Source organism: Ruegeria sp. CRTD044 (genome assembly GCF_059613485.1).
Genome location: NZ_JBXWSP010000019.1, coordinates 233562 through 254260, shown reverse-complemented (window position 1 = coordinate 254260; position 20699 = coordinate 233562). Strand labels below are relative to the sequence as shown.

The 20699-nt window shown below is 63.4% G+C and carries 22 protein-coding genes; 12 read left to right on the top strand and 10 right to left on the bottom strand.

Annotated elements, in window-relative coordinates:
• The first annotated feature begins 478 nt into the window (after window positions 1-478).
• A complete protein-coding gene (locus tag AC2FNL_RS17500) occupies window positions 479-2080 on the top strand; it encodes a BCCT family transporter (RefSeq protein WP_093964135.1) in 1602 nt (533 codons plus the stop codon).
• 102 nt (window positions 2081-2182) lie between these two features.
• On the opposite strand, the gene AC2FNL_RS17495 is transcribed toward AC2FNL_RS17500, so the two are convergent.
• Window positions 2183-2506, bottom strand: coding sequence for a potassium channel family protein (locus tag AC2FNL_RS17495; RefSeq protein ID WP_093964136.1), 324 nt, complete (start codon window positions 2504-2506; stop codon window positions 2183-2185).
• A gap of 117 nt (window positions 2507-2623) precedes the next feature.
• Between AC2FNL_RS17495 and AC2FNL_RS17490 the strand changes: the two genes are divergently transcribed.
• Both AC2FNL_RS17490 and AC2FNL_RS17485 read left to right on the top strand, forming a co-directional pair.
• Window positions 2624-3163, top strand: coding sequence for an amidohydrolase family protein (locus tag AC2FNL_RS17490; protein WP_496834507.1), 540 nt, complete (start codon window positions 2624-2626; stop codon window positions 3161-3163).
• A 110-nt stretch (window positions 3164-3273) separates the two neighbouring features.
• Window positions 3274-3795 (top strand): amidohydrolase family protein, encoded by a 522-nt coding sequence (locus tag AC2FNL_RS17485; protein ID WP_496834506.1) that lies wholly within the window; start codon window positions 3274-3276, stop codon window positions 3793-3795.
• A 224-nt stretch (window positions 3796-4019) separates the two neighbouring features.
• Here the strand turns inward: AC2FNL_RS17485 and rpsO are convergent, their stop codons facing one another.
• From rpsO to rbfA, 6 genes are all read right to left on the bottom strand, one after another.
• Window positions 4020-4289, bottom strand: a complete 270-nt coding sequence (gene rpsO, locus AC2FNL_RS17480; protein ID WP_005980247.1) for a 30S ribosomal protein S15 — start codon at window positions 4287-4289, stop codon at window positions 4020-4022.
• Window positions 4290-4433: 144 nt separating this feature from the next.
• Window positions 4434-5447, bottom strand: a complete 1014-nt coding sequence (locus tag AC2FNL_RS17475; RefSeq protein WP_496834505.1) for a calcium-binding protein — start codon at window positions 5445-5447, stop codon at window positions 4434-4436.
• Between the two features lie 95 nt (window positions 5448-5542).
• Window positions 5543-6052 (bottom strand): DUF1643 domain-containing protein, encoded by a 510-nt coding sequence (locus tag AC2FNL_RS17470; RefSeq protein WP_496834504.1) that lies wholly within the window; start codon window positions 6050-6052, stop codon window positions 5543-5545.
• 22 nt (window positions 6053-6074) lie between these two features.
• Window positions 6075-6980: a tRNA pseudouridine(55) synthase TruB gene (truB, locus tag AC2FNL_RS17465; RefSeq protein ID WP_496834503.1), complete on the bottom strand. Its 906-nt coding sequence runs from the start codon at window positions 6978-6980 to the stop codon at window positions 6075-6077.
• 54 nt (window positions 6981-7034) lie between these two features.
• Entirely contained in the window at window positions 7035-7778 is a 744-nt protein-coding gene (locus tag AC2FNL_RS17460; RefSeq protein WP_496834502.1) for a phosphodiester glycosidase family protein, read from the bottom strand.
• Window positions 7775-8170: a 30S ribosome-binding factor RbfA gene (gene rbfA, locus AC2FNL_RS17455; RefSeq protein ID WP_093964142.1), complete on the bottom strand. Its 396-nt coding sequence runs from the start codon at window positions 8168-8170 to the stop codon at window positions 7775-7777. Before rbfA ends, AC2FNL_RS17460 begins: the two co-directional genes overlap by 4 nt.
• Before the next feature lie 92 nt (window positions 8171-8262).
• Here rbfA and dapB point away from each other — a divergent pair, with 92 nt between their 5' ends.
• Window positions 8263-9072: a 4-hydroxy-tetrahydrodipicolinate reductase gene (gene dapB / locus AC2FNL_RS17450; protein WP_005980258.1), complete on the top strand. Its 810-nt coding sequence runs from the start codon at window positions 8263-8265 to the stop codon at window positions 9070-9072.
• Here the strand turns inward: dapB and tmpB are convergent.
• Both tmpB and tmpA read right to left on the bottom strand, forming a co-directional pair.
• Window positions 9069-9659 (bottom strand): (R)-1-hydroxy-2-trimethylaminoethylphosphonate oxygenase, encoded by a 591-nt coding sequence (gene tmpB, locus AC2FNL_RS17445; RefSeq protein ID WP_496834501.1) that lies wholly within the window; start codon window positions 9657-9659, stop codon window positions 9069-9071. The genes dapB and tmpB overlap by 4 nt on opposite strands.
• Complete coding sequence (gene tmpA / locus AC2FNL_RS17440) at window positions 9656-10792, bottom strand: 2-trimethylaminoethylphosphonate dioxygenase (RefSeq protein ID WP_496834500.1); 1137 nt, start codon at window positions 10790-10792, stop codon at window positions 9656-9658. The genes tmpB and tmpA overlap by 4 nt, the downstream gene beginning before the upstream one ends.
• Before the next feature lie 98 nt (window positions 10793-10890).
• Between tmpA and AC2FNL_RS17435 the strand changes: the two genes are divergently transcribed.
• Window positions 10891-11751: a LysR family transcriptional regulator gene (locus AC2FNL_RS17435; RefSeq protein WP_496834499.1), complete on the top strand. Its 861-nt coding sequence runs from the start codon at window positions 10891-10893 to the stop codon at window positions 11749-11751.
• 4 nt (window positions 11752-11755) lie between these two features.
• Here the strand turns inward: AC2FNL_RS17435 and AC2FNL_RS17430 are convergent, their stop codons facing one another.
• Window positions 11756-11938, bottom strand: a complete 183-nt coding sequence (locus AC2FNL_RS17430; protein ID WP_093964397.1) for a DUF1674 domain-containing protein — start codon at window positions 11936-11938, stop codon at window positions 11756-11758.
• Window positions 11939-12026: 88 nt separating this feature from the next.
• On the opposite strand from AC2FNL_RS17430, the gene AC2FNL_RS17425 reads away from it, so the two are divergent.
• The 7 genes from AC2FNL_RS17425 (at window position 12027) to AC2FNL_RS17395 (ending at window position 20495) form a co-directional block, all read left to right on the top strand.
• A complete protein-coding gene (locus tag AC2FNL_RS17425) occupies window positions 12027-13286 on the top strand; it encodes an RsmB/NOP family class I SAM-dependent RNA methyltransferase (protein WP_496834498.1) in 1260 nt (419 codons plus the stop codon).
• An 88-nt stretch (window positions 13287-13374) separates the two neighbouring features.
• Entirely contained in the window at window positions 13375-15114 is a 1740-nt protein-coding gene (locus tag AC2FNL_RS17420) for a heparinase II/III family protein (protein ID WP_496834497.1), read from the top strand.
• Window positions 15115-15135: 21 nt separating this feature from the next.
• Complete coding sequence (gene purH / locus AC2FNL_RS17415; protein WP_496834496.1) at window positions 15136-16725, top strand: bifunctional phosphoribosylaminoimidazolecarboxamide formyltransferase/IMP cyclohydrolase; 1590 nt, start codon at window positions 15136-15138, stop codon at window positions 16723-16725.
• Complete coding sequence (gene lspA, locus AC2FNL_RS17410) at window positions 16725-17201, top strand: signal peptidase II (protein WP_222457671.1); 477 nt, start codon at window positions 16725-16727, stop codon at window positions 17199-17201. Before purH ends, lspA begins: the two co-directional genes overlap by 1 nt.
• 50 nt (window positions 17202-17251) lie before the next feature.
• Window positions 17252-17767 (top strand): DUF3035 domain-containing protein, encoded by a 516-nt coding sequence (locus AC2FNL_RS17405; RefSeq protein WP_093964150.1) that lies wholly within the window; start codon window positions 17252-17254, stop codon window positions 17765-17767.
• A gap of 80 nt (window positions 17768-17847) precedes the next feature.
• On the top strand, window positions 17848-19188 hold the full coding sequence (locus AC2FNL_RS17400) for a M16 family metallopeptidase (protein WP_496834495.1): 1341 nt from the start codon (window positions 17848-17850) through the stop codon (window positions 19186-19188).
• Window positions 19185-20495 carry a M16 family metallopeptidase gene (locus tag AC2FNL_RS17395; protein ID WP_496834494.1) on the top strand — a complete coding sequence of 437 codons (1311 nt, stop codon included), beginning with the start codon at window positions 19185-19187 and terminating at the stop codon, window positions 20493-20495. The genes AC2FNL_RS17400 and AC2FNL_RS17395 overlap by 4 nt, the downstream gene beginning before the upstream one ends.
• Window positions 20496-20699 lie beyond the last annotated feature (204 nt).

The window sequence follows — 20699 nt, the reverse complement described above, 5'->3', positions numbered from 1 at the left end:
GCATACATGAGATTGCGCCGGATTGAAAGGGATAAGCCCGCAGAAGGCACACGGTCCTGCATCTGTCGTGGTTCGCCTTTGCGTCAGCCGACACCGCGAACGTTCCGATGCGTAAGCCCGCATAAAATCTCGCGTGCACCCGCTCGCAAACACGACGATCGCTCACCATCCTGGTTAGGCAGATCGGAAATCGATGCAGCCGAGGCTGGTGAGAGATTTCGGGCCGCAACGGCGGTAGAAAGCCGCGGAACATGTGCGACCCCGTCCGCTCGACCTCGGTCAGGATATGGCTGGCGATGTGCAGACATATTCCCGTAGGCGAATGCATTTTGTGGAAAAGTGATTGCAGTGTAGCCTCTTACCACGGAACCCGCGGTCCAGACGACGAAAAGGCGCCAAGGGGGTAAGACTACTCACTGTCGTCCGAAGGCCGAATACCTTGGCGTTTGCAATTCGCGCGAACGAAAGGGACGGTCACATGTCTCAGACCAAGAAAATGCTGGATCCGGATCCGCGGATCTATGATTTTGAAACGGAGTATGAACTGGGGCAGGACAATGTTCGCCCATTCGGGCTGGATATTCACAACCCGGTTTTTCTCATCTCAAGCATCCTGATCTTTGCCTTCGTGCTGATCGCCCTCGCCAATCAAGAGGCCGCAGCGACGTTCTTCGGTTGGCTGCGGCCGTGGCTGACCAGCACCTTCGACTGGTTCCTCGTCCTGTCCGTGGATGCAATCACGTTGTTCTGCCTGGCCCTGATCGTTCTGCCGGTGGGCAAGGTGCGCATCGGCGGCAAAGACGCCAAGCCGGATTACTCCTATGCCGGCTGGATTGCGATGATGTTCGCGGCCGGGATCGGCATCGGATTGCTGTTTTTCGGCGTGTTAGAGCCGGTTTACTACAATTTCGCCGAGGATGGCGGTGCCCGTCCTTTGGGCATCGACATCGCGGTGCCGGGCAATGAATACATTGGTGTTGTAGGTACCATCCACCACTGGGGGCTGGAGGGCTGGGCGGTCTACGCCGCCGTGGGCCTGAGCCTCGCGATCTTCAGCTACAATCTCGGTCTGCCGCTGACCCTGCGTTCGGCCTTCTATCCGCTGCTGGGCGAGCGTGTCTGGGGCTGGTGGGGCCATGCGATCGACACGCTGGCGGTGTTTGCCACCCTGTTCGGCCTGACCACATCGCTGGGGCTGGGCGCGCAACAGGTTGCCGCCGGTCTCTACGAGGTGTTCGGCATCGAACCCAGCCCCACCGTCGTCGTCTTGCTGATCATCGGTATCACGATGATCGCGCTGGGTTCGGTGCTGATGGGCATGGACGCAGGTGTGAAGCGGCTCAGCGAGATCAACATGGTCATGGCCGTGGGCCTGTTCCTGTTCGTGATCGCAGTGACCGGGATCGGCACGGCAATCTCGCGCTATTTCAGCGTGATGACCGATTACGTCAGGCTGCTGCCGGCATTGTCGAACCCGTTCGGGCGCGAAGACACCAGTTTTTTCCACGGTTGGACAACCTTCTACTGGGCCTGGTGGATCGCGTGGTCGCCTTTCGTGGGCATGTTCATTGCCCGCATCTCCAAGGGGCGCACGGTGCGTGAATTCGTGATTTGTGCGCTGCTGGCGCCGACGGCGGTCTGTGCGCTGTGGATGTCCACCTTTGGTGGCGCGGCCATAGACATGCTGAACGTAGGCGGCGCCGAGGGCGTCAAGGCCACGGTGATCGACAGCTATGCCCCCGAAGGCGCGCTGTTCGGCTTCCTGAAAGAGCTTCCGCTCTACGGCATCGTGGCCCCGATCGCGCTGATTTTGATCGTGGTCTTCTTTGTCACCTCGTCCGACTCGGGGTCTCTGGTGATCGATACGATCACCGCAGGCGGCAAGATGGACGCCCCGGTGGTGCAGCGTGTGTTCTGGTGCACGCTGGAAGGTCTGGTCGCGATCGCGCTGCTGCTGGGTGGCGGACTTGCCGCGCTGCAAGGGGCGGCGGTGTCAACCGGCATCCCGTTCACGCTGGTGGTGCTGATCATGTGCTACTGCCTGTGGCTGGCGCTGAAGTCTGAACGCGCCAAGATCTGAACCGACTTCATCGACCAATGAACGCCCGCCAAATGGCGGGCGTTCTTTCGGTTAAACCGGGCCCGGTTATAGTTCCAAGGGTTTGATCTGGTTCGGAATTGTTTATTCAGGATCTCGCAACAAAGCCTTCGCAAATTGAATGAACATTGCGATGAACACGCCGACCCCAACGAAAATGTAGATCACGGTGAAGACCTTGCCGATCTTGGTCGCCGGGGACAGATCGCCGAACCCGACCGTCGATAATGTGGTTGCGCTGAAATACAGCGCGTCCACCCAATGCCATCCCTCGACGCTGCTGTAGAACAACGTGCCGGACAGAAGAATAAGCACACACAGCAGCAAACCACCCCGAAAATGTGGATCATCCCAGGATCGGACGATCGCCTTCAGCAGACGGTAGGCATTTAGGATCAGAGCTATCATTCTATACGCCTTTGGGCAGTTTCGAGGATACGTTCAGGATGCATGTTCTCGAGTGAAATTCCGCAAATACAAATCGGATTATTCGCTAAGTTGGCGGTGTTTGACAGGAGATACTTCATGCGTATTCATCTTTTGGCCGCGCTGCTTGCCGCCACCTCGGTTTCCGCGCAGCAAGACCCGGCTCAGACCATGATTACCAATGTGGATGTATTTGATGGCGTCAACGACGGGGGCATCGAAAACGCGAATGTTCTGATCGAGGGCAACCTGATTGCGGCTGTTTCGACAGACCCGATCTCGGCCGAAGGTGCAACGGTGACTGACGGTGGTGGGCGCACCCTGATCCCGGGCCTGATCGATGTGCACTGGCACACCCTTTATTGTTGCAGCCCGCAAAGCTCGGTTGTGACCGATGATATCTTGGGTGTCGCGATCCGTGGCGCTTTGGGGTCCGAAGGCACTCTGATGCGGGGTTTTACCAGCGTCCGTGATGTTGGAGGCAATTCCTTCGCCATCAAGAAGATGATCGACGCCGGCGAAATCCCCGGTCCGCGTATCCTGCCATCCGGTCCGCCGATCACGCAGACGGGCGGGCATTTTGATTACCGCCCCTATCAGGCCGTGCCGACAAACGAAGGCGATGCTTTGTGGTATTAGTAAAGCGTTGGTCTGATGATGCAGGCCGACGGCGTCCCAGAAGTGACCTAGCGGGCCCGGGAAGTCATGCGTATGGGGCCACGCAGCTAAAGATTGCGGGCGGGGGCGGTGTGTCGTCCACATACGACCCCCTGGACGTTCGCCAATACAAAAAGGATGAAATCGAAGCCTTTTTCAAAGTGGCCGACACCTACAACACCTATGTTGCCTCTCATCTTTTCACCGACGATGCTGCGCGCATCGCGATTGAGGCCGGGGTGAAATCCATTGAACATGGCTTCCTCATGAGCCGTGAGACGATGGAAATGATGCGTGAGAATGACGTGTGGCTGTCCGTGCTACCGCTACTGGATGACGAAGACGGGTTTTCCTTTGATGACCCCGTCAGCCAACAGAAGTGGATCGACGTGACCGACGGCACCGATTTCACCTACAAGACCGCAAAGGAAGTGGGGGTCAAAACCGCCTGCGAGACCGACATCCTGTTCGACCCGAAATTGGCCGAGCGGCAGGGCGCGTTTCTTGCCAAGCTGCAGCGGTGGTATTTTCCTAACGAGGTTTCGCAGATGGCCACTTCGACCAATGCCGAACTGCTGGAATTGTCCGGCCCCCGGCATCCCTATCAGCAATGACCGCTGGGCCAGATTACAGAAGGCGCTTATGCCGATTTGATCCTTGTGGATGGCAACCCGCTGGAAGACATCGATCTGGTTGCAAACCCACACGAAAACTTCGACCTGATCATGAAAGACGGTGTGGTCTACAAGAACACGCTGGACTGAATCCCGCGCTCCTCTGACAAAAAACGCCCGCCAAATGGCGGGCGTCTCGAACTTGAAAGCGGTGTATTCCGTGCTTAGCGGCGGATGCCCAGCTTTTTGATCAGGTCCTGGTAGCGCGCTTCTTCCTTGCCCTTCAGGTAGTCCAGCAGCTTGCGGCGCTGGGCAACCATCTTCAACAGACCACGGCGGCCGTGGTTGTCTTTCTTGTGGGTCTTGAAGTGCTCGGTCAGGGTGTTGATGCGCGAGGTCAGGATTGCAACCTGGACTTCCGGCGAACCGGTGTCGCCGTCCTTGGTTGCGAATTCTTTCATGACGCGTGCTTTTTCTTCAGCAGTGATCGACATCGGGGTCTCCTTCGAAGGTTAAAGTTGATGGCGCAGGCCGGGATGTCGTCCAGCACAGGCCCATGGAGAAAACCGCACCGATTCCGATGCGGATGGGCGCGTATAGGCGCAATCGGAATAAATGGCAAAGGGATTCTGCGTATCTCAGCCCGAGGGGCTGGTCAGGGTCGGGTCCAGACCCGGGGTCAGTTGGATATCCTCGGGCCCAAGACCTTGGGCGCCAAATAGATGGGCCACCTCACGCCCGTTGACCAGAACGCGCGTCAAATCGGCGTTGTCCGCATCTTGTTCAATCCCGATTTCGGGCGCGTCAAGGCCGTTCCATTCGATCAGCAGCTTGTCTTCTCCGGGGGTGAAATCCACGACGCTGACTTCCTTACCTGTGGCCGTTCTGTCGATGGCGATCTGGTCCGCTCCCTGACCACCGGTGACGACATCTCCGGCACCTGCTAGGATCGTGTCGTCCCCCGCGCCGCCGTTCAGAAAATCGCTGGCGGGCGTGTCGCCATCGTCCCGACCGGTCAGAGTGTCGTCGCCATCACCGCCGAACAGCGTGTCTGCCCCTGCGCCGCCGGCGAGCATGTCTTCGCCGTCGCCGCCTTGCAGCGCGTCTTCGCCCTCACCTCCGGCAAGGTCATCGTTGCCCTGACCGCCGAACAGATCGTCATCGCCTTCGCCGCCAACCAGCCGGTCGTCGCCGGCATGACCGTACAAGATGTCGTCACCGGCATACCCCGAGAGATCATCGTGACCGTTGCCACCGTTCAGAACATCATCGCCAGTGTTTCCGTTTAGCGTGTCATCCCCGTCAGCGCCGAACAACGTATCATCTCCGGCGCCACCATCGATAATGTCATCGCCATCATAGCCGTTGATCTGATCGTTGCCCTCGGCCCCGCTCAGAACATCCACACCCGGTCCGCCGGCGATGACCAAGTTTCCGTCCACATCCGACAGTATGGTTCCGTGGGACGCACCCTCGGCCGGGTCTTCGAAAGAATCGTCAATCTCAAACAGATTTCCTTCGGGAATGTCTTCGACGGCATCTTCTTCGATGACATCGTCGTTGTCCTCGTCCTCATCCCCCGAGAATACGTCGCTGATCGCGTATGCTGCGCCGCCCATTGCGGCCAGGCCGAACAATCCGAGCAGAAACATGGGAACCCTCCGAAAGCGTGCCGCCCCGAGTGTGAAATATCCCATGCTGCCAAAGGGTTGGTCAAAGCCAACCTGAGTCTGTGGTTAACCCTTTGTCACCGGTTCCACGGTTCGGGTTGCTGGGTATACGCGATGTAGAGCGGATGCTTGGGATGGCCTGCCTTGCTGAGCCCAAGGTGGAACAGCGGCTGGCCGGTGCCGCGCAGCAGACTCTCGACCGCCGGACCGCGATCCAGATGCGCGCCATGGGTGCCCCAGGCGGCGATCACCTGATCGGCCCAGTCCACGCCGGCCAGGATGGCGGCGTCGTTTTCCGGCCCCACCGGATCGACTGCGGCACGCATCTTGCGCGGGTCGGTGTCGCGCCAGGCAAAGATGTTGGTCACCTGGAACGCCCCGAAGCCCAAAGCCCGCGCGCGCCGCTCGCAGCGCTCGACGGTCGGGTCATTCTGAACCTCGGTCGCGGTCGAGGGGTTCAGCATCACGAACAGCGCCCGGCGCCCGGCCGGATCCCAGATGCGGGTCAGGCTGTAGCGATAGCGTTCGCAGTCGGAATAGACGGCTGTCGAGGGGGCGTCGCCCTTGGTGTGGGACCGGGTGATCATGCGCCTTCGCTTAGCACGGGACCTAGCCGGCGAACACCCGGCTGGGGTGCAACTCACCGGATTTGTAGACCCCCACCGCCACGGCCTTGCCGTCGAACGAAGCCCAGGCCTCGTCGCCGTATTCCACATCGCTGGCCAGAACCATGCCGGGGTTGCCGTTGCGCAGGCGGGTGGCGCCTTCGGGGGTGCATTTCAGCTCGGGCAGGTCGGCCAGCCCTTGTTCCAGCGGGCGCAGGTAGTCATACAGCGCCGGGGTTTTCGCCATCGCGTCGATCTGCTCGATGCTCAGCCCGTCCTCGGCCTCGAACGGGCCGGACCAGATCCGACGCAGCTCCTTGACGTGGCCATAACAGCCCAACGCCTCACCCAGGTCGCGGGCGATCGAGCGGACATAGCCGCCCTTGCCGCAGGTCATTTCCAGCACGACATAGTCGGGATCGGGACGATCGACCAGCACCAGTTCCTCGACCCACAGGGGTCGGGCGGCCAGTTCCACATCCTCGCCGTCGCGGGCCAGCTTATAGGCGCGCTGGCCGTCGATCTTGACCGCCGAGAACTTGGGCGGCACCTGCATGATCTCGCCCACGAAGGGCAGCAGGGCCTGCTTGATCTCGTCATCGGTGGGGCGCAGGTCGCTTTCCGCGATCACTTCGCCCTCGGCATCGTCGGTATTGGTGGCCTGACCCAGCCGCACGGTAAAGGTATAGGCCTTGAGCGCATCGGTGATGTAGGGAACGGTCTTGGTGGCCTCGCCCAAAGCGACGGCCAGAACGCCGGTGGCCTCGGGGTCGAGCGTGCCGGCATGGCCCGCCTTCCTGGCATCCAGTGCCCAGCGGACCTTGTTGACCACGGCGGTCGAGGTCATGCCTGCCGGCTTGTCGACCACCAGCCAACCGGAAATGTCACGACCCTTGCGTTTGCGTCCCATGATGCACCTTGCCGTCTGCTAAGGCGCGCGACCTAGCGGATCGGTCCGGCTCTGTCAATTTGCCGGGATGTCCTCGACCACGCCGACGATCGGCCCCAGCGAGAAACCCACGTCGGACCGGCTCGCCGCCCGGTCATACATGCGCGAGATGTTGCCGTCGAAAAACAGAGCGTTGGGCGTGTTCAGCACGTCGCGGAACAGGCGGCCGAATTCATGGAAGGTGACGTAATCTTCGGAGATCACGAACACCGCGCGGCTGCCATCGGCGCTGGTGCCCACCCCGTTGCGCACATAGCGCGAGGTCGAATCCTCGAGAAACCGTGGATGCAATTCGCCGTCGATCACCAGCATCGGCCCGGATTGGGTGGCAAAGCGGCAATCGGGTTTGCGATCAAGATAGTCCAGCGTCTCGAACACGTCGGCGCGGCCTTCGCGGATGCAGAACACCCCGTTGGGCAGCAGGCCGAAATTGCCGGGGCCGGCGTTGGGAATCACGCGCATGACTTCCTGCCCGTCTTCGACATAGTGGCCCACGGGCGAGCGGTCCTCGTGATACATGCCCGCATTCATCGCAAAACTCAAGCGCTGGCCCGAACCGGCCAGTTCCTCGTTCACCGACGAGAAATGGCCCAGCACCTGACCTGCGTCGTCATACAGGAACAGGCGCAGGTCCTCGGCGGTGGCGTCCACCTCGCACACGGTATAGCGCCGGTCTTCGTGGGCCACACGCTCGCACGTGACCGCACCGGCCTGTCCGGCCCAGAGCAGCGCGAGCAGAGCGGCCGCCCTGCGGATCACTCGTCCAGATCCCGGCGCACGGCGTCCTGTTCGAACATCCGGCGCGTGTCGTCCATGCGGTCGAACGTTTCGTCCAGCCGGAAGCGCAGGTCGGGGGCGAACTTCAGGCCGACCTTCTTGCCGACCATGCGGCGCAGCTCGCCCTTGTTGCGGGCCAGCAGCTCGATCACGGTGTCCTGCCCCTTGCCGCCCAGCGGCAGCACATAGGCGGTGGCGATCTTGAGATCGGGCGAGGTGCGCACTTCGCCCACGGTGATCGACAGGCGGTTCAGGTCGGGGTCGTGCACGTCGCCGCGCGCCAGCACCTCGGACAGGGTGCGGCGGATCAGTTCGCCGACGCGAAGCTGCCGTTGCGAGGGGCCGGGGCCGTCGTGGAATTTGTTCTTAGCCATGTCCCCGATCTAAGCGCAAAGCGGGGCTTTGCCAAGCGGCCCCGAACCGGGTAGGAGGCTTTGAGCCGAATTTCAGAAGAAGGACCAGCGCAATGACGCATATTCCGGGAATCGTCGTGACCGGGGCTTCGGGCCGGATGGGGCAGATGCTCATCAAGACCATCACCGACAGCGATCAGGCGCGGCTGGTCGGCGCGGTCGAGCGCACAGGCCATGACTGGATCGGTCAGGACGTGGGTACCGCGATGGGCGGCCAGCCGCTGGGCGTGACCGTCACCGACGACCCGCTCGAGGCCTTTGCCCAGGCCCAGGCGGTGATCGACTTTACGGCGCCCGAGGCGACGCTGGAATTCGCTGCGCTGGCGGCGCAGGCGCGCTGCGTGCATGTGATCGGCACCACCGGCATGAGCGACGAACAGATCGCCGCGCTGGAACCCGCCGCGCGCCATGCGGTGATCGTGCGGGCGGGCAACATGAGCCTGGGCGTGAACCTGCTGGTGCAGCTGACCAAAAAGGTCGCCGCCGCGCTGGACGAGGATTTCGACATCGAGGTGATCGAGGCCCATCACCATCACAAGGTCGATGCGCCCTCGGGGACGGCACTGATGCTGGGCGAGGCCGCGGCCGAGGGGCGGGGCGTGAACCTTGCCGAGGTCGCCGACCGGGGCCGCGACGGGATCACCGGCGCCCGGCAGAGGGGCCATATTGGCTTCCACGCCATCCGCGGTGGCGACATCGTCGGCGAACATGACGTGCTGTTCGCGGCGCCGGGCGAACGGATTGTGCTGCGCCACGTGGCGACCGACCGGGCGATCTTTGCCCGAGGCGCGCTGAAGGCGGCGCTGTGGGGGCAGGGCAAGGCCCCCGGCCAATATGACATGGTGGATGTGCTGGGGCTTTAACCCTCGCCCAGATGCCGGTCGACCATGCGCTGAACCATCGGCGCGAAGTGGTCGAAGCCGGGGGTGTCCATGTCGGGCCGTTTGCCGGCCTCGTCCAGATACCGGACCTGGATGATTTCCTTCAGGTTCGGGTTGGCCTCGAATGCGGCGACTTCCTCGGCGCTCATCGGGCCGCCCTGCAATTCCAGCGTATGGACCGAGGCCGCCGACAGGCGGTTGAAATACTCGGGCCTGGTTGCACACAGATATCGCTTGGCCGCGACGTGATAGCGGCAGCAATCGGTGATGACCGACGGAAAGAACCGCTCCAGCACCTCGGCGCCGGCATCCTCGTGGTGGCGGTCCTCGGTGTCGTCGGGGTGGTAGGTGCCGAATTCCGAGGTGAAATGCCCGATATCGTGCAGCAGGGCGCCCACGATGATCTCTTCGGGCATGCCGTTCTGCTCGGCGATGGTGGCGCCCTGCAGCATGTGCTGGGCCATGGTGACCGGCTCGCCCAGATATTCCTCGCCCCCGCGCCGGTCGAAGATATCGGCGATGAAGGCCACGATGTTGTCGCGGGTCAGGGTCTGGAAATCGGATTTCATTCCGCCGCCTCCGGTTGCGCCACCCGCATCGCGGCGAGGGTCGACAGCAGCCCGTCCTTGTCGGCATAGCATCCCTGCAGCCAGCGCGACCCGGCACCTGAATATCCCAGACGCGCGTGTAGCACGCGGGTGTTGTCGACGATGAAGCTCTCGCCCGGTTCCAGCTTGAACGCGACGCCCATTGCCGGGTCGTCGATGATCTCGCCCAAACGGCGGTAGGCGGTGTAATAGGCCTCCATCCGGTCGAAGGGCACATCCACGAACGGGGCCGAGGACCGGTTGTTGAAGCGGATGCCGATCAATTCGCCATCGGGCGACAGTTCGATCATCGGGCGGCGCGCGCGCAGGCAGACCCCGTCTGAACCGCGGTATTCGAACCGCGCGGGATAGCCGGCCAGCAGCGCAAAGCCTTCGGGGTTTTCATTGCGCAGGCTCTGAGCCGCGCGAAAACCGTCGACCACGATCGACTCCCCGCCCTCGGCGCTGTTTTCCAGGCAATAGAGGATCTGCAGCGTGGGCACCGGGTCGCGATAGGGGTTGTCGGTATGCGCCTGCAGGCCAAGGCCGGTATAGGCCAGGTTGGTCGGGTTCACCTCGGTCCGCACCTCGAAATAGGGGCCATAGTTGGTCTCGCGCACATAGCCGAACAGATCGGCGACCTTCAGCAGCGAACCGGGCGCGGTCGGGCCGTCGGTCAGCTTGGCAAAGCCGTATTCGGCGACCGCCGCCAGCCAGTCGCGCTTGGCGGCGGGGCTTTCATGCACCTGCGTCCAGTCGCCGGCCGGGGCCGCGAACCCGCCGTCCCAGGTGGTGATTCCGGGCGACAGCCAGCCCATCGGGCGGTTCTGGTCCCGATCATAGACATGCGCGGCCAGCCAGATTGCGGGGAAGGTGACGGTCTTGTCTTCGGGGGCGAAGGTCACCTGCAGGTCACCGCCCGCCACCTCGGCCGCCTGTATCGCGATCTCTGCCGGAATGTCGCCGATCGTGATCAGGCGCTGGCCGTTGCCGGGGTCGCGCGTCTGCGGGTCCAGCGCATTGTCGCGCAGCCAGATGGCGTGGAAACGGGCGCGGGTGCCGTCTTCGAACTCAACCGAAACGACCGCCGGGTCATGGGTGGCGTGGCGCAGCATGGGGCTCTCCTGTTCAGCGCGGGCTTTGATTGAGGAGATACGCGGGATATGGCATTACGACAATTAAGGCTTGTTTCCTCTGAGGGTTGGAAAATCTAATGAGCAAGAAAAAGGTCGGCTTGCCCCCGCTGGACTGGCTGCGCGTGTTCGAGGCGGCCGGGCGGCTGGGCGGATTCTCGGCCGCTGCGCGCGAGTTCGGCCTGACTCAGGCGGCGGTCAGCCAGCGCATCGCCAATCTGGAATCCTGGCTGGGCCGGTCCCTGTTCGTGCGCGAGGCGCGCGGCGTGTCGCTGACGGTCGAGGGTGAAAGCTATCTGCCGCTGGTGCAGGACAGTCTGCGGGCGTTGGAACGCAACACCGAGGATCTGTTCGGCACCGCCCCGCGCGCGTTGCGGGTGGCCGGGCTGTCCTCGCATATCCAGGCGCTGGTGCTGCCCAGCCTAGGGGGCTTTCGCGCCCTGCGGCCCGAGGTGCAGGTCACCACGGATTCGGTGGCCCGGCGGTCCTCGCTGGAGGACGAGCGGACTTGGCTTCAGATCCGCTATGGGCGCGGCAACTGGCCGGGGCGCGCCGCCGACCTGATCGCGCCCGAGGTCCTGACCCCGATGGCGGCACCGGGCGTCGACTGGGGCGCGCCGGTGATCGAGCTGCGCGGCGAACGGCCCGGCTGGCAGGACTGGATGCAGAAGACGGGCGACACGGATCTGCCTCGCGCCGGTCTGAGCTTTGATTCGATGGAACATGCCCTGGGCGCGGCGCGGCAGGGGCTGGGGGTTGCTTTGGGGTCGGTCGCCCTGGCCTCGGCGGATCTAGCCTCCGGCCGCCTGATCCGGCTGGGGCGTCCCGATTTGAAAACCCGCGACGGTTACTGGCTGACCTGGCCGCGGGACCGGGCGCAGTCGAAAAAGCAGCAGGGGTTGATCGGCGATTTCCTGCAGGCCCTGCGCGCGGCGGTCTGAGCGGTCAGAAGTCGATCGCGATGCCCTTCTTCTCCCAATCGCCATAGCGCGCGGGATCGGGGCCGTCGCGTCCACCCAGTTCCTTGGGCAGGGGTTTGGCCTCGGCTTCGGCCTTGCGCCGGCGCTCTTCGGCCTCGGCCAGGGCGCGCTGGGCGGCGGGCGGCAGGTCTGTGCGGTCGTCGCTCATGACATCGGGTTCCTTTCCGTGCATGGCCTTGATATACGCCCTCGTCCGCTGATGGCAATGCGGGCGAAAACCTTGCAAAGGCGGTTTCATGACCAACACCCCGACGGCGGCGCGGCGCAGCGCCATCTATCTGCTGGATCAGATCTTGGGCGAGGGGCGCCTGTTGTCCGAATGCCTGGCGGCCGGGGCGCTGGATCGCCTAGCCCCCGAAGACCGCGCGCGGGCGCAGCGCTTGACGCTGGAGACCTTGCGCGGGCTTGAACGCGCCGACCGCCTGCTGGAGGGACATCTGCGGCGCACACCGGCGCTGACCGTTCAGAACGCGCTGCGTCTGGGAACGGTCGAACTGTGCCAGGGCGAGGCTGCGCATGGTGTCGTGAACGCCATGGTCGAGATCATCGGCCGCTCGCGCAAGCACGGGCGGCTCAAGGGGCTGGTCAACGCGGTTCTGCGTAAGATCGCCGCCGAAGGCGCCGAGGCCTGGCCGAAGATGCGGGTGCCCCGCCTGCCGGACTGGCTGCGCGAACCGCTGATCGCGGCGTGGGGTGCGGATGCGGTCAAGGGTATGGAGCAGGCCCATTTCGCCGGCGCGCCGCTGGACCTGACGCCAAAGCCCGGCGCAACGATCCCCGTGGGGACCGAACTGCCGACCGGCTCGGTGCGGGTTACTGACGCGGGTCAGGTCTCGGCCCTGCCGGGCTATGCCAGCGGAGACTGGTGGGTGCAGGATGCCGCCGCCGCCCTGCCGGCGCGGATTCTGGCGCCCCGGCCCGGTGAGCGGGTTCTGGACATGTGCGCCGCGCCCGGCGGCAAGACGCTGCAACTTGCGGCGGCGGGGGCAGAGGTCACCGCGCTGGACATTTCCGAAGGCCGGCTGGCGCGGGTGCGGGAAAATCTCGAACGGACCGGGCTGTCGGCCCGGGTGGTCGCCGGCGACGCGCTGGACCATCAGGGCCAGTACGATGCGATCCTGCTGGACGCGCCCTGTTCGGCAACCGGCACCATCCGGCGTCACCCGGATCTGCCCTTTGCCAAGGACGGCTCCGAGTTCGGCGGCCTGATCGCGTTGCAGGCCCGGATGCTGGCCCATGCCTGGACCTTGCTGAAACCCGGCGGACGGCTGGTCTATTGCACCTGTTCGCTGTTGCCCGACGAGGGCGAGGTGCAGATCGAAGAGGCTTTGCCGCACCATCCCGACATGCAGGTGGACCGCGCCGCGCTACAGGTACCCGGCGTTCAGCCCGACTGGCTGACCGAGGAAGGCGGGCTGCGCCTGCGTCCCGATTGTTGGCCCGAACTGGGCGGCATGGATGGGTTCTACATCGCCTGCCTGAACAAATCGGCCTGACCGGTCGCTTTTCGATGACTTGACGAACCGGCCCGGCTATCGTTGGTTCAAACGCCAGCAGAGCGGCAGGGGCAGAGCAACACACGTCATGTCGAATTCGGACACCATGGCCAACCGATGGGTGCGGTTTCAGAACCGTCTCTACGCGCGCCTCAGCCAGCGCCGCAAGCCCGTCAGCGGCTTTGTCGGTCAGCCCGAGCCGCGCACCGTTGGTTCATTTGCGCGCGGGCGGCAACTGGTGGCGGGAAATCTTTTGTTTGCGGGTTATCTGGTCGAAGCTCCGGACACGGGCTTATGGGAGGTCGTGGCCCCCAACGCCGCATTCGACGATGAACGGCATGGATTTGCCTGGCTGGACGATCTGGCCGCGGTGGGTGATGCCGCGGCACGGGAAAAGGCGCAACGCTGGGTCTGGGGCTGGATCGAGACCCACGGCAAGGGGCAGGGTCCGGGCTGGGCCCCAGACCTGACCGGACGCCGCCTGATCCGCTGGATCAATCACGCGCTGTTCCTGCTGCGCGGTATGGACGAGGCCCATAGCCGGCTGTTTTTTCGGTCTCTGTCACAGCAGACCTGGTTCCTGTCCAAACGCTGGCACGCCGCGACACCGGGTCTGCCGCGGTTCGAGGCCTTGGCAGGTTTGGTTCAGGCCGGTTTGGCACTGGAGGGGATGGAAGACATCTCGGACCCGGCCGTTCGGGCCCTGGCGCGGGAATGTGAGGCCCAGATCGACGCCCAAGGTGGCATTCCCACGCGGAATCCGGAAGAATTGCTTGAGGTCTTTACCCTGCTGGCCTGGACATCCGCTGCGCTCAGCGAAGTGGGGCGCGGCACGCCCGCCGCTCAGACGGCAGCAATCAAACGGATTGCCCCGACCCTGCGCAGCCTGCGTCATGCCGACGGCGGGCTGGCCCGGTTTCACGGCGGTGGCCGCGGCATAGAGGGCCGGTTGGAACAGGCGCTGGCCCAAAGCGGCGTCAAGCCCAAACCCGCCAAAGGCCTGACCATGGGCTATGCCCGTCTGGCCGCCGCCCGCACCACGGTGATCATCGACGCAGCACCCCCGGCCAAAGGGGCGGCCTCGTACATGGCGCACGCCTCGACACTGGCTTTCGAGCTGACCTCGGGGCGGCGGCCATTGATCGTCAATTGCGGTTCGGGCGAAAGCTTCGGGTTGGAGTGGCGCCGGGCCGGGCGGGCCACGCCTTCGCATTCGACCCTTTGCCTGGATGGATACTCCAGCGCCCGCTTGGCCGCTCCGGCCAAGGGAACCGCGAACGAAGCAATGGTGGACGGCCCGAGCGAGGTGCCGGTGGAGTTCGAGGATTCGTTCGAAGGCGCGCGCGTGATGGCGGGCCATGATGGGTACGCCAAGGTGTTCGGACTTACCCATGCCCGTACGATCGAGCTGCGCTTTGACGGGCGCGAGGTAACTGGTGAAGACATCCTTTTGACGGCAACCGACAAGGCAAAACGCCAGTTTGACCGGGCGGTGGACGCATCCAAGCTGTCAGGGATCGGTTTTGACATCCGGTTTCACCTTCATCCGGATGTGGACGCCGCGCTGGATCTGGGCGGGTCTGCGGTGTCGATGGCGCTCAAAAGCGGCGAGATCTGGGTTTTCCGCCATGACGGCGCCGGAAAATTGTCTCTTGAGCCAAGCGTTTACCTGGAAAAAGGCCGTCTGAAGCCCCGCGCGACAAAACAGATCGTTCTATCCGGCCGCGCAATCGAGTATGCGACGCGCATCCGGTGGACGCTGAGCAAGGCGCAGGATACAGCCTATGCCGTGCGCGACGTGCACCGGGACGAGCCCGATTTCGACTGAGCCAAAAGGACCTTTGGACCCATGACCGACCTTCACCCCGTGCGCCGCGCGTTGCTTTCCGTTTCCGACAAGATCGGATTGATCGATCTGGGCAAGGCCCTGGCCGACCGTGGGGTCGAGCTGCTGTCGACCGGCGGCACCGCCAAGGCGCTGCGTGATGCGGGGCTTGCGGTCAAGGATGTCAGCGAGGTCACGGGATTCCCCGAGATGATGGATGGCCGGGTCAAGACGCTGCACCCGATGGTGCATGGTGGCCTGCTGGCGCTGCGCGACAATGACGCTCATGTGGCAGCGATGCAGGAGCATGGCATCGGCCCGATCGACCTGCTGGTGGTCAATCTCTACCCGTTCGAGGAAACGGTGGCCAAGGGCGCGGGCTATGACGAATGCATCGAAAACATCGACATCGGCGGTCCCGCGATGATCCGCGCCGCGGCCAAGAACCACGCCTTTGTCAACGTGGTGGTCGATGTTGAGGATTACTCGGCCCTGCTGGATCAGCTCGAGGAAAACTACGGCAAGACGTCGCTGGGCTTCCGCCAGTGGCTGGCGCAGAAGGCCTATGCCCGCACCGGAGCCTATGACGCGGCCGTGTCCAGCTGGCTGGCAGATGCACTGCAGATCGACACCCCCAAGCGCCGCGTGTTCGCCGGCGAGCTGAAACAGCCCCTGCGCTATGGCGAGAACAGCCACCAACAGGCGGCGTTCTATGTCGATGGCTCGGGCCGTCCCGGCGTCGCTACCGCCGTGCAGCATCAGGGCAAAGAATTGAGCTACAACAACATCAACGACACCGACGCCGCCTTTGAACTGGTGGCCGAGTTCGACCCGCGCGACAGCGCCGCCTGCGCCATCATCAAACATGCCAACCCTTGCGGCGTTGCAACGGGCGCCACGTTGCTCGAGGCATACAAAGCCGCGTTCGACTGCGACCGGACCTCGGCCTTTGGCGGGATCGTGGCGCTGAACCGGCCGCTGGACGCGGAAACCGCGCGCGAAATCACCGGCATCTTCACCGAGGTCGTGATCGCCCCCGGCGCCACCGACGAGGCCAAGGCGATCTTTGCCGCCAAAAAGAACCTGCGCCTGCTGACCACCGAGGCTCTGCCCGGCGTGCGCGCCGGCGGCAAGACCGTGCGCCAGGTGGCCGGCGGGCTGCTGGTGCAGGACAAGGACAACGGGCATATCGAGATGGATGACCTGAAGGTCGTGACCAAGCTGGCCCCCACGCCCGAGCAGATGCGCGATCTGCTGTTTGCCTGGAAAGTGGCCAAGCATGTCAAGTCGAACGCCATCGTCTACGTCAAGAACGAGGCCACGGTGGGCGTTGGCGCCGGTCAGATGAGCCGGGTGGATTCGGCCCTGATCGCCGCGAAGAAGGCCGAGCGCATGGCTGAAAGTCTGGGCCTGCCTGAACCGCTGACCATCGGCTCGGCCGTAGCCTCGGACGCGTTCTTTCCCTTCCCCGACGGGCTGATGGAGGCCGCCGCCGCAGGCGCGACCTGCGTGATCCAGCCGGGCGGATCAATGCGCGATGACGAGGTGATCGCTGCCGCCGACGAAGCCGGTCTGGCCATGGTGTTCACCGGCATGCGGCATTTTCGTCACTGATGCGGGTCCGGGTTCTGCTCTGGGCCGGGCTGGCCGCATTTGTGATCGACCAGCTCAGCAAGTACCTGGTGGTCCACATGTTGCGCGTGGCCGACCGGCCCGGCGGCATCGACGTACTGCCGCCGCTGCTGACCTTTCGCTACGGCGAGAACCGCGGCATCAATTTTGGCCTGTTCCAGGGCAATTCCGAAGCTGCGCGCTGGTTTCTCATCGCTATTTCGCTGGCCATCAGCATCGGCGTTTTCGTCTGGCTCTGGCGCACGGCCGCATCGCGGCGGATGCTGGTTTTCGGTGGATTGCTGATCGGCGGAGCGTTGGGGAACGTGGTTGACCGGGTGCTGTATGGATACGTTCTGGATTTCCTGAACATGTCCTGCTGTGGCATCAACAACCCGTTCGTCTTCAACCTCGCCGACGTATTCATTTTCGCGGGTGCCCTCGGGTTGGTGCTGTTCGAAGGCAAAAAGCCCTCGTGACGCGCCGGATGTTATGCGATAAAAGCGCCTGAAACAGGCTGGAGACCAAGATGCGGATGCCGCGCGCCATTATTGCTCTGACACTTGCTGCTGCGGTCGCAGGATGTTCCGATATCGGCCTGCGCCATCTCGAAGCGCCAGGGCCCGGGCCTGACGAGTTTTCGGTCATGCCGGTCAAGCCACTGACCCAGCCCAAAGATTATGCCTTCCTGCCCGCGCCGACGCCGGGTGGCGCGAACCTGACCGACCCGAACCCGAATGCCGATGCCGTGGCTGCCTTGGGTGGCAATCCCGGGGCGCTGAACCCCGGCACCGGTATCCCGTCGTCGGACGGGGCGCTGGTGACGGCTTCCAGCCGCTATGGCGTTTCCCCCAACACCCGCCAGGTTCTGGCACAGGAAGATGCGGATTTCCGCAAGCGTCAAAGCCGCTGGACGCGGTTGCGCCTGTTCAAGGTGGACCGCTATTCGCAGGTCTACAAGCGCAATGCCATCGATCCCCAGGTGCAGACCGAAGCTTTGCGCAGACAGGGCGTGGAAACACCCTCGTCGCCGCCGGATGAATAATTCTTAACTTTCCGTCATCGCTCTTGAACCCGTTCGGCGTCACCGTAGTTTGAACACCGTAACGAAACGGAGGATGCCCCATGGCTCGGGCCTTGGCGTTTTGCGCCGCTTTGATGATCGCAACCCCGGTTTTGGCTGAAACCGGGCACGAGGCCGTCACCACCTTTACTCTGGATAACGGCATGGATGTCGTCGTGGTCGAAGATCACCGCGCGCCCGTGGTTCAGCATATGGTCTGGTATCGGGCCGGATCAGCGGACGAACCGATCGGATCGTCAGGTGTGGCGCATTTCCTCGAACATCTTCTGTTCAAGGCCACCGATACGATGGAAGCGGGCGAGCTTTCGGCCACCGTTGCGGCCAATGGGGGCAACGACAACGCCTTCACCTCGTATGACTACACGGCCTATTTCCAGCGCGTGGCCGCCGACCGGCTGGAGTTGATGATGAAGATGGAGGCCGACCGGATGCGCAACATCCGGCTGACCGAGAGCGACATCGCAACCGAGCGCGACGTTATCCTGGAGGAACGCAACCAGCGTACCGAGAACAACCCCCGTGCCCTGTTCGGCGAACAGATGAGCGCGGCGCAGTATCTCAACCACCGCTACGGCGTTCCGGTGATCGGCTGGAAGCACGAGATGGAGACATTGGACATGGAGGACGCCCTGTCCTTCTACCAGACCTATTACGCGCCCAACAATGCGATCCTCGTGGTGACCGGCGATGTGGACCCGGACGAGGTCAAAGCCTTGGCCGACACCTATTATGGCGTGATCCCCGCCAACCCGGACCTGCCTGAACGGGTCCGATCGCAGGAACCGCCTCAGACCGCCGAGCGGCGTCTGACCTTCAAGGATGCGCGGGTGTCGCAACCATATGTTCAGCGCAGCTACCTCGCGCCCGAGCGTGATGCCGGTGCGCAGGAAAAGGCTGCGGCGTTGTTCCTGTTGGCCGAGCTTCTGGGCGGCAGCACCACGTCCTACCTGAACGAGAAACTCCAGCTTGAGCAGCAGCTGGCTGTTTATGCCGGGGCGTTTTACCGTGGGGTGTCGCTGGATGACACGACCTTTGACCTGATCGTTGTTCCGGCTGAAGGCGTGTCGCTGCAAGAGGCCGAGGATGCGATGGATCAGGCGGTGGCCGATTTCATCGCCGAAGGCGTCAACTCGGAGGATCTGGACCGGATCAAGATGCAGCTGCGCGCCGCACAGGTCTATGCCCGAGACAATGTCGATGGAATCGGCAACCGCTATGGCCGGGCGCTGACCAGCGGACTGACGGTCGAGGACGTGCAGGCCTGGTCCGACATCCTGCAGGCCGTCACCGGCGAAGAAATCATCGCCGCCGCGCGCGAGGTGCTTCAGCCCGAAGCGTCGGTCACCGGTTGGCTGATGCGTGATGACGAGGTGACCCAATGATCCGTTTCCTTGCCCCTTTGATCGCCCTGCTGATCGCGCTGCCTGCCTGGGCCGAGATCAAGATTCAGGAGGTCACCTCGCCCGGCGGCATCCGGGCCTGGCTGGTCGAGGATCACTCGATCCCCTTCACTGCGCTGGAGCTGCGGTTCCGCGGGGGCACGTCACTGGACGATCCCGACAAACGCGGCGCGGTCTATCTGATGAGCGGCCTCCTCGAAGAAGGCGCGGGCGACATGGATTCCCGCACCTACGCGCGGGCGCTGGAATCCCTGGCGGCGTCGATCGGATACAGGGCCACCGATGACAGTGTTGCGATCTCGGCCCAGTTCCTGACCGAAAACCGGGACGACGCCGTTGACCTGCTGCGCACCACCATCCAGCAACCACGCTTTGATCAGGATGCGATCGACCGGGTTCGGGCGCAGGTCCTGTCCGGGCTGCGCTCGGAACAGACCGACCCCAATGACATCGCGGGTGAGACATTCGCCAAAATGGCCTATGGCGATCATCCTTATGGATCCAACGGCAAAGGCTCGATCGACAGCGTATCGGCCCTGACCCGGGACGACATCATCGACGCCTACAAAGGCGTCTTCGCCAAGGACCGTCTGTATGTGGGCGCGGTGGGCGACATCACACCCGAAGAGTTGGGCGCTTTGCTGGACAATCTGTTGTCGGACCTTCCCGAAACGGGCAAACCGATTCCCGGGAATGCAGAGGTAACGATCCCCGGTGGCGTCACGGTGGTCGAGTTTGACACGCCGCAATCAGTGGCGCTGTTCGGCCAGAAGGGTATCGACCGCGACGATCCGGATTTCTTTGCAGCCTACATCCTGAACCACATCATCGGCGGCGGCGGCTTTGAAAGCCGCCTGATGCAGGAAGTGCGCGAAAAACGCGGCCTGACCTATGGCGTCGGGACCTATCTGGTGCCCAAGGATCTGGCCTCGGTCTATCTGGGGTCGGTATCCTCGGCCAATGACCGGATCGCGCAGGCTATCGAGGTAATTGGCGACGAATGGCGGCGCGCCGCGACCGAAGGTGTAACCCAGAAAGAGTTGGACGACGCCAAGACCTATCTGACCGGTGCCTATCCGTTGCGCTTTGACGGCAATGCCCAGATCGCGGGCATCATGGTGGGCATGCAGATGGAAGATCTGCCGATCGACTACATCGCGACCCGAAACGACAAGGTGAACGCGGTGACGCTGGACGAGGTGAACCGCGTCGCGGCTGAGCTGCTGGACCCGGACGGGCTGCATTTCGTGGTTGTAGGCAAACCCGCGGGGCTTGAGACCACGAACTGACGCGAAGGGTCGGCAGTCGGCAGGCCTTTTGCAGAATTCCCGACGAGCGGTCATTCAGCGCCGCTCGCCTCGGGACCCCGTGATCCGGATGCGTCCGCAACCTCTGGATCGTCCACGTTTCCGGCGCCCGTTCCACGAAACCTCTACGGTGTTCGCGGTCATGCGATTCCGCCGACTGGCTTGTTTCATTTGATGGACAGATGT